Genomic DNA, 683 nt, shown 5'->3' with positions numbered 1-683 from the left:
CGGACGACATGCCGCCGGGGGCCGGCCTGGTGATCCTGACCCTGGCGGACGGGCATATGCGGCCGGTCGCGCTGGACGCGCATGCGGTGTTCGACGTCGAATGGGCACCCGATGGACGGTCGCTCGCCGTGCGCGCCGGCCGCTCGGACGGGCTGGACGCGTTCTGGTACCAGTCCGCCATCAGCATCATCGATACCGCCGGTCATGTCCTGCACCGCCTGCCGGGCCGGGCGACGGCGGTGCACCCGGTCTTTTCGCCCGATGGTGGCCATCTGGCATGGGGGCATTTCGACCATGATGGAATCGTGGGCACCGTCAGCCGCTACGATCTGGCAGATGGACGCGCCCACAAGATAGGGGCCGGCTGGTCCGGATCGGTCCGGGCCATGGCATGGAATGCTGACGGGCGGAGCCTGACGGTGCTGGGTTTCCATGACGTCGCACCCTGTCTCGGCCGGATGAATGCCGCGGACGGCACGATAAGCCGGACGGTGGATCTGGGCGGCGAGCCCTATGCGTTTTCCATGGCCCGCGACGGCACCGTCGCACTGCCAGCCAGCACGCCGACGCGCGCCGAGGATGTATGGATCGTGCAGGGCGGTCACGGCCGGGCGCTGACCGACCTGAACCCGCAGGTGACCGGCTGGCCGCTGGGCGCGCAGCGGGTCGTGCGCTGGCAGGGC

At 70.1% G+C, this 683-nt stretch carries 1 protein-coding gene; it reads left to right on the top strand.

Annotation, left to right across the window (positions count from 1 at the left end):
• Window positions 1–683 (top strand): WD40 repeat domain-containing protein (locus HUK84_RS21575; protein ID WP_176641967.1); only part of this gene is annotated, 683 nt, incomplete at both ends.

This window comes from Nguyenibacter vanlangensis, from assembly GCF_013376155.1.
GTDB lineage: Bacteria > Pseudomonadota > Alphaproteobacteria > Acetobacterales > Acetobacteraceae > Gluconacetobacter > Gluconacetobacter vanlangensis.
This window is presented reverse-complemented; position numbering and strand designations above follow the sequence as displayed.